The organism is Pseudomonas sp. GD03858 (assembly GCF_029840925.1).
Classification (GTDB): domain Bacteria; phylum Pseudomonadota; class Gammaproteobacteria; order Pseudomonadales; family Pseudomonadaceae; genus Aquipseudomonas.
This window is the reverse complement of the sequence record NZ_JAOCDM010000173.1, coordinates 1-7745: the sequence shown is the minus strand read 5'-3', so window position 1 is coordinate 7745 and position 7745 is coordinate 1. Positions and strand designations below refer to the sequence as shown.

The window sequence follows — 7745 nt, the reverse complement described above, 5'->3', positions numbered from 1 at the left end:
AATGTAGGAGCGGCCTTGCGTCGCGATGCGCCGCGCGGGCGGCGCTCGATCTGATAGGCGCTGCAACCCTTTCGCCAAACCCCTGGCAGCCACACCGCAAACCATGAACCGGTGCCGCTGTCTCACTGCGTCTCAATCTGCGACACCTCGCCCCCATGCCCGCCCCTCGCAACCCCAGACAATCCCCTTTGCCCACGGGCCTCTAGCCAACCGCGCAAGCCTTGGCACGGCCCTTGCCAAGGCCCAGGCCACCCCAAAAGAAAGAGGCACCGTCTCATGAATACCGAACTGCCGATCCTCCCCGCTACCCGCGCCTTCCTGGCGCGCAAGCTGAAGATGCGTATCGGCGCTGAGTGGCAGGATGCCGCAAGTGGCCAGACCATGACCTTCCGTAACCCGGCCACCGGGGAAGTGCTTGGTGAAGTGCCCTCGGCCCAGGCCCAGGATGTGGACCGTGCGGTACAGGCCGCGCGCCAGGCCTTCGACGACTCGGCGTGGAGCCGCATGCGCCCACGCGAACGGCAGAACCTTCTGTGGCGCCTGGCCGACCTGATGGAGCGCGACGCCCAGCAGCTCGCCGAACTGGAGTGCCTGAACAACGGCAAGAGCGCCGTGGTGGCCAAGGTGATGGACGTGCAGCTGGCCATCGACTTCCTGCGCTACATGGCCGGCTGGGCCACCAAGATCGAAGGCAGCACGGTCGAGCCGTCGATGCCGCTGATGCCCAACGGCGACTTCCACGCCTTCGTCCGTCGCGAGGCGGTGGGCGTGGTCGGCGCCATCGTCGCCTGGAACTTCCCGCTGCTGCTGGCCTGCTGGAAGCTCGGTCCGGCCCTGGCCACCGGCTGCACCATGGTCCTCAAGCCCGCCGACGAAACCCCACTGAGCGTGCTCAAGCTCGCCGAACTGGTGGACGAGGCCGGCTACCCGACCGGGGTGCTCAATGTGGTCACCGGCACTGGCCTGAACGCCGGCGCAGCGCTGAGCCGCCACCCAGGCGTGGACAAGCTGACCTTCACCGGCTCCACCGAAGTCGGCAAGCTGATCGGCAAGGCGGCCATGGACAACATGACCCGCGTCACCCTCGAGCTGGGCGGCAAGTCGCCGACCATCGTCATGCCCGACGCCAACCTGCAGGAGGCCGCCGCCGGCGCCGCCACGGCGATCTTCTTCAACCAGGGCCAGGTGTGCTGCGCCGGCTCGCGCCTGTACGTGCACCGCAAGCACTTCGACAACGTGGTGGCCGATATCGCGGGCATCGCCAACGCCATGAAGCTGGGCAACGGCCTGGACGCCTCGGTGCAGATGGGCCCGCTGATTTCGGCCAAGCAGCAGGATCGGGTCACCGGCTACATCGACCTGGGGCGTGAGCTGGGCGCGACCATCGCCTGCGGTGGCGAAGGCTTCGGACCGGGCTACTTCGTCAAGCCGACGGTTATCGTCGATGTCGATCAGCGTCATCGCCTGGTGCAGGAAGAGATCTTCGGCCCGGTGCTGGTGGCCATGCCGTTCGATGATATCGACGAAGTGGTGCGCCTGGCCAACGACAACCCCTACGGGCTCGGGGCGAGCATCTGGTCCAACGACCTGGCGGCGGTGCATCGCATGATCCCGCGGATCAAGTCCGGGTCGGTCTGGGTGAACTGCCACAGCGCGCTGGACCCGGCGCTGCCGTTCGGCGGCTACAAGATGTCGGGCGTTGGCCGTGAGATGGGCGCGGCGGCGATCGAGCACTACACCGAACTCAAGGCCGTGATGATGAAGCTCTGAGTCTTGCCCTTCGCGGGTAAACCCGCTCCCACAAGACCCTGTGGGAGCGGGTTTACCCGCGAAGGGCCATCAGCGATAACCCTGCTCGTGCAACCAGCGCGCAACCCGCGCCCGGTGCTCCGGCGTTACCAGCTGCTCCAGGCCAATGCCCGCCCGCAGCCCTCGCACCACCGGCGCCAGTTCGACGCCTTGCAGGTGCCATACCCCCAGCGGCTGGTCCGCAGTGACCACCACCTCGGCCTCCTCCACCCACCCCTCGCGCAACACCGGGCGATGCTCCACTCGCACAGCCTGCCAGTCGGCTGCGGCGTGCAGCGCCTGCGTATCCGGCCAGCCCTGACGCCGCGCCCAGAACGGCTGTGCGCCGCGCTGCGCTTCCTGCGCGTAGAAATCCCGGCCGATGCGGGCGAAGCGCAGGAACAGCTGCTCGACTCGCGCCTGATGGAAGCGCTGTGCCAGGGCCGCCCGCTCCGGCCGTTGCAGCAAGGTGTTGATCACCATCGGCGCCTGCAATGCCGAAGACAACGACTGGAAGATCCCGTTGCCCGACAGCGGGTCGACCGCCATCGCGGCATCGCCGACCCGCAACCAGTCGGCACCCGCGCAGGCCCCGGCGAGAATCGCCGTGCTGCTGCGCGCATGCACCTGGGCGGGTGCGAGCGCCTGCTCATCGAACAACTGCGCCACCAATGCCGAACCACGTCGGCGTTCGGCGCAGTATGCCGGCAACCCTGCCTTGCCCGGCAGGTCCACCGCCGCCGCGTCCAGCGTCACTTGCCAGTAGCAACGGCCATCGCCCAACCGGGCCATCCAGGCCCAGCCATCGTCCAGGCTCTCCACCGCCGAAGCCGGCGCGCCGGGCGCGGACTGCCAGAGGTTGAGCAGGCTGACCGTCTCCGGCCCGCGCAGGCGTCCTTCGGCCAACGGCGCCTGGCGGCCACGGGCCTCGACGAGGAAATCGCCGTGCACGGTGCGGCCATCCTCCAGGCGCACCTGGTGACCGGGGCCGTGCCACGCTTCACGCACCCGCCCCTCGATCAACTCGACACCCGCGCGGCGCAAGTCCTCGCGCAGGGCCTGGTCGAAACGCTGGCGATCGAGCAGGCACTCCTGGTTGAGCTGGAGCTGCTGGCCATTCCACTGCACCTGGCGCGTGGCCGGCGTGGTGGCCTGTGCCAGGGCTGCCCCCAGGCCGGCATGGCGCAGGCCCTCCAGCACGCGCTGCGAAACACCTTCCACCGCGGCGAAGCGGCGCCAATCGGACACCACGCTGACCGGGTACCCCATCCGCCGCAGGCCCAACGCCGTGGCGGCACCGGCAGGGCCGGCGCCGAGCACCAGGATGCGCGTCTCAGGCATCGACCGCCCCCCTGCGCTCAGGGCCGGTGAACGCCGCATCGCTGCGCAACCGCTGCAACAATGCAGCGCGGCTCATGCCTGGTTCATCACGCAGCAAGGCCGCCAGCTGGCCGCTGAACGCCGCGCAGGCCAGACTGGCCCCCGCCCGGCCATCTTTGCCAACCGGCGCGCCGAAATCGGCCTGGGCGCTGTCCAGCCAAGACCATTGTCCGGGGCCACAACGGGCATCGCCGGTGACACGGATGACCCCCGGATAGCTGGCCGGGTACACAGGCTCGCCCCGCGCCGGGCTGGACGCGCACAGCAGCACGCCAGCGCTGAGGGCCTCGCTACAGGCCTGACGCAGCACCGGGCGGTCCTGGCGCAAGCCCAGGCTCAGGTTGATCACCGTCGCGCCGGCCTCCACCAGCCACAACACGGCCGCCGCCACCTGCAAGGCACTGGTGGTGCCCTGCCCCGCGAACACCTGGGCCAGCAACACCGGCAGGCCGCCAGCCTCGGCACGCAGACTGGCCAGCACGGCGCTGCCATGGCCCAACGCATCCGCCAGGGTATCGCCCTCGCGCAACCTGCCGTCCTCCAGCCAGAAACGCCGCGCCCCCAGCAGCGTGCCGGCCTGCTCCGCCGAGCACCCGCTGTCGACCACGCCGATACGCGGCTCAACGGCCATGGTCGCTGGGCTCCTTGACGTGCAGCCGGCCCTCGCGCAGCTCCAGGTGCAGGTCGGCGTCGGCCAGGGTCGAGGCGCGGTGGCTGATCAGAATGCGCGTGCGCCCGCCAAACAGTTGGTCGATGGCGCCAATCACCTCGCGCTCGGTGGCCTCGTCCACCGCCGAGGTGGCTTCGTCCAGCACCAGGATCGCCGGCTGCTGCAGCAAGGCGCGGGCGATGGCGATGCGTTGCTTCTGGCCGCCAGACAATTGCTGGCCGCGTTCGCCGAGCATGCCGTCGAGGCCCAGCGGCAGGGTTTGCACCAGGCTGTCCAGCCGCGTGAGCCGCACCACTCGCTCAAGATCGTCACGGTCTGCCTGTGGGGTGCCGTAGGCCAGGTTCTGCGCCAGGGTGCCGCGAAACAGCACGATGTCCTGGCTGACCACGGCGATGCGTCGGCGCAAAGCCTGCAGGTCGAGTTCGCGCACATCCACGCCGTCGAGCAGGATGCGCCCGGCATCCGGGTCGTAGAAGCGCTGCAGCAGGTCGATCAGCGTCGACTTGCCCACCCCGGAAGCGCCGCTGATGGCGACCTTGAGGCCAGGCGCCAGGCAGGCGTCGACCCGGTCCAGCACCACGCCCTGGCGTCCTTCGTGGGCAAAGCACACGTCTTCCAGGCGCAGTTCGCCAGGCCCTTGCGGCATGGGCCGCGGGTTGTCGGCCTCGCGCACCGCGACAGCCTCGCGCTTGAGTTCCATCACCCGCTGGAGGCTCACGGCCATGCGCTGTACCGCCACGTACAACCCCAGCAAGCTCTGCACCGGGCCTACGGCCATGCCCATGTAGGTGGAAAAGGCGATCAGCGCGCCCAGTTGCCAGGTGCCCTGGATCACCCACCAGCCGCCGACCAGGAAGGCGCAGGCGCGGCACCAGGAAGTCAGCGTGCCGGGCACCGCCTGGGTGAAGAATTCGCTGACCTGCACCCTGAGCAACTGCCCCATGTAACCCTGGCCCAGCCGATCCAGACGCTCGGCCTCGCGCTGCTGCTGCCCGCTGGCCTGGATGAACTTCATCGCCGGCAGGGTCTCGACCAGGAACGACGACACGTCCGCCGAGCGCTCGCGCAGTGCGCGCACCTCACGCTCGACCTTGCGCCGCATCCAGCGCAGCCACAGCACCTCGATGGGGACCAGCAACGCCAGCAGCAGCGACAGCTGCCAGGACAGCATCAGCATCAAGGCCACCGCGCCGACCAGGCCGATCAGCGCTGACACCGCAGCGAACAGCGAGTCCACGGCAAAGCGCTGGATCTCGGCCACGTCGCCATCGAGCCGGGACAGAATGTCACCGGTGCGCCGGCGCCCGTAGAACGTTGGCGACAGCCGCTGCAGGTGACGGTACAGGTCGTCGCGCAAGGCGAACAGGATGCGCCCGGACAGCCGCGTGTGCAGATAGCGGTTGACGCCGGCCAGCACGGTGCCGAGCAGCCCGGCGACGATCATGATCGCGGCCATGTGCCAGAGCGTCTGGTAATCCTTGGCCAGCAGGCCCTCGTCGATCAGCGTCTTGACCAGCCAGGGTTGCGCCAGGGCCAGCAGCGAAGCGCCCAGGGACAACCCCAGCAGCACGCCGATGGCGCCCCGCTGCGGGCGCACGAAACCATACAGCCAGGCCAGGGCCTGGCGCATCAGCTGTGGGTCGCTGGACTCGATCAGCCTGGCGAACGGTCCGCCCATGGCTCAGCCGCGCAGTTGCTTGAGCTTGCGGTACAACGTCGCCCGACTGATGCCCAGGGCCTCGGCCGCCGCCGAGACATTGCCCTGGTGGCGGTCCAGCGCGGCGCGGATCAGTTCCAGTTCGTTGTCTCGCAGGCTGCCGGACGATGCCTTGTCACTGGCCAGCTCGTCGAGCAGGCAGTCGGTGAGGTGATCGAGGGTCAGCACCTGCTCGCCCTCCTCGCGCATGGCCAGGGCCGTGCGCACCACCATTTCCAGCTGGCGGATGTTGCCGGGCCAGTCGAAGTTTTCCAGCAGCGCCGCCAGCGGCGCGTCGAGGGTAACGTCTCTGGCCCCGGCCTTGTCCAGCAGGCCCTCGATGATCGTCGCCAGGTCGTCGCGCTCGCGCAGCGCCGGCAGGCGCAGGGACACCCCGTTGACCCGGTAGTACAGGTCTTCGCGAAATGCCTGGTCGCCGACCAGGCGCTTGAGGTCGCGGTGGGTCGCGCAGATCAGTGCCACGTCGATATCCTGCTCTTCGCTCGCCCCCAGCGGCGCCACCCGGCGCTCTTGCAACACACGCAGCAGGCGCGCCTGCAAGGCCAGCGGCATGTCGCCGATCTCGTCGAGAAACAGCGTGCCGCCATGGGCCTGCATCAGCCGCCCGACCATGCCGCCGCGGCGCGAGCCGGTGAAGGCGCCGTCGCGGTAGCCGAACAGCTCGGACTCGATCAGGCCCTCGGGAATCGCCGCGCAGTTGACCGCCACGAAAGGTTTGCCGGCGCGCGTACTGGCCTGGTGCAGGGCACGGGCGACGACCTCCTTGCCGGTGCCGGTTTCACCCAGCAGCAGCACCGGCAGCCCGTTGGCCAGCCCCTGGCGGGCCATGCGCAGGGCACGTGCCAGGCGCGCATCGCGACCTGCCAGCGTTTCCAGTGCCTGAGGCCTGGCGGGTTCGGCACCTCGGGCAGACGGGGCCTGTGTCATGGCACGCGCCTGGCGCGGCAACTGCAGCGCGCGGAAGAACAATTCGCCCTTGGCGGTCTGCACACTGCTGACGCCGCCCTGCCACAGGCGCGCGATGAACGCCGATGAGCGCTCGCCCAGCAGGTCGCTGCCGCGCCGCCCAAGCAACGCCGCGCGGGGCATGCGCAGCAGCTGGCAGGCATTGTCGTTGGCCGCCACCACCTCGCCCTCCAGGCTCAGCGCCAGCAGGCCCTGCCAGGCGCTCGCCAGGTACTGCGGGCGGCTGTGGAAGGCGAGTACCAGGTGCTCGGGATGATAAAGCCCGAACAGGCGGCTTTCGATGTTGCCGGCGGCGAGCATCAGCGTGGAGAGGCTGTCCTGGGGCTGGGCCATGATGCCCTCGCGCGTCACGTCGAGCACGCCGATCACCTCCCCGTGCGGATCGCGCAACGGTACCGAGGTGCAGGAGAACGGACTGAGCCGGTCGAGGTAGTGCTCGCCGCAGTTGATCAACGTGGGCTGGCCCTCGACCACCGCCGTGCCGATGGCGTTGGTGCCACGCAGGGCCTCGCTCCAGCAGCTGCCGGGGTGCAGGTCGCGCAGGCCTTCGCGCTGGAGCACGTGCTTCTGGCCTTCGATGGCCAGCACGTTGGCCTGGGCATCGCCGAGGATGACGATGCCGTTCTTGCCCTGGCGCCGGACCAGGTAGTCCAGCTCGGGGGTGACCGCATCGATCAGCAGGCGGTTGTGTTCCAGCAAGGCGCCCAGGTCCAGGCCATGGCGAATGCCCAATCCCACCTGTTCGCCCTGCAGGCAGTCCAGGCCGTGGCCGAGGCTGCGGCGCCAGGAAGCGTCGATCTCGTCGCGCAGCATGCCCGAGGGCAGCTCGCCCTCGTTGGCCAGCTTGAGGCGGACCAGGCGGGATTGGTGCAGCGGGTCGTTGGCGAGCGTTGTGGGATGTTGTCGCGCCATGGCGTGCTCCAGCGGTGCCCCGGTTTGCCGGGGTGATGGGCGTCGGATTTTTCGGCAGTGTGCGTCAGAATTCGTTGCTAGTCATCAGGTATGGGGGGATCGGGGGGCTGCCAGGGGTATGACGGGGTATTTGCAGCGCCTATGAGATCGAGCGCCGCCCGCGCGGCGCATCGCGACGCAAGGCCGCTCCTACATTTGTTTCGGGCCAGTCTCTCCTGTGCCATTACCTGGTCCGCCTTGTTGGTACGACGCGGTATCAAGGCGGGCACTGCTGGCGCCTCGCCTGACTTGAGGCATGCACCAAGGCGGGCA

The 7745-nt window shown here is 69.1% G+C and carries 5 protein-coding genes; 1 reads left to right on the top strand and 4 read right to left on the bottom strand.

Features of this window, described 5'->3' with window-relative positions; all coding sequences use genetic code 11:
- Nucleotides 1–276 precede the first annotated feature (276 nt).
- The gene (locus tag N5D48_RS25225) at nucleotides 277–1770 is read left to right on the top strand and encodes an aldehyde dehydrogenase family protein (RefSeq protein ID WP_279888786.1); all 1494 of its coding nucleotides are present in this window, start codon (nucleotides 277–279) and stop codon (nucleotides 1768–1770) included.
- A 69-nt stretch (nucleotides 1771–1839) separates the two neighbouring features.
- On the opposite strand, the gene N5D48_RS25220 is transcribed toward N5D48_RS25225, so the two are convergent.
- From N5D48_RS25220 to N5D48_RS25205, 4 genes are read right to left on the bottom strand one after another with little or no spacing between them, the layout of a single operon-like run.
- Nucleotides 1840–3129, bottom strand: a complete 1290-nt coding sequence (locus tag N5D48_RS25220) for an FAD-dependent monooxygenase (protein WP_279888785.1) — start codon at nucleotides 3127–3129, stop codon at nucleotides 1840–1842.
- Nucleotides 3122–3799, bottom strand: a complete 678-nt coding sequence (locus N5D48_RS25215) for a S8 family serine peptidase (RefSeq protein ID WP_279888783.1) — start codon at nucleotides 3797–3799, stop codon at nucleotides 3122–3124. The genes N5D48_RS25220 and N5D48_RS25215 overlap by 8 nt, the downstream gene beginning before the upstream one ends.
- A complete protein-coding gene (locus N5D48_RS25210; RefSeq protein ID WP_279888782.1) occupies nucleotides 3789–5516 on the bottom strand; it encodes an ABC transporter ATP-binding protein in 1728 nt (575 codons plus the stop codon). Before N5D48_RS25210 ends, N5D48_RS25215 begins: the two co-directional genes overlap by 11 nt.
- Nucleotides 5517–5519: 3 nt before the next feature.
- The gene (locus N5D48_RS25205) at nucleotides 5520–7433 is read right to left on the bottom strand and encodes a sigma-54-dependent Fis family transcriptional regulator (RefSeq protein ID WP_279888780.1); all 1914 of its coding nucleotides are present in this window, start codon (nucleotides 7431–7433) and stop codon (nucleotides 5520–5522) included.
- Nucleotides 7434–7745: the final 312 nt, after the last annotated feature.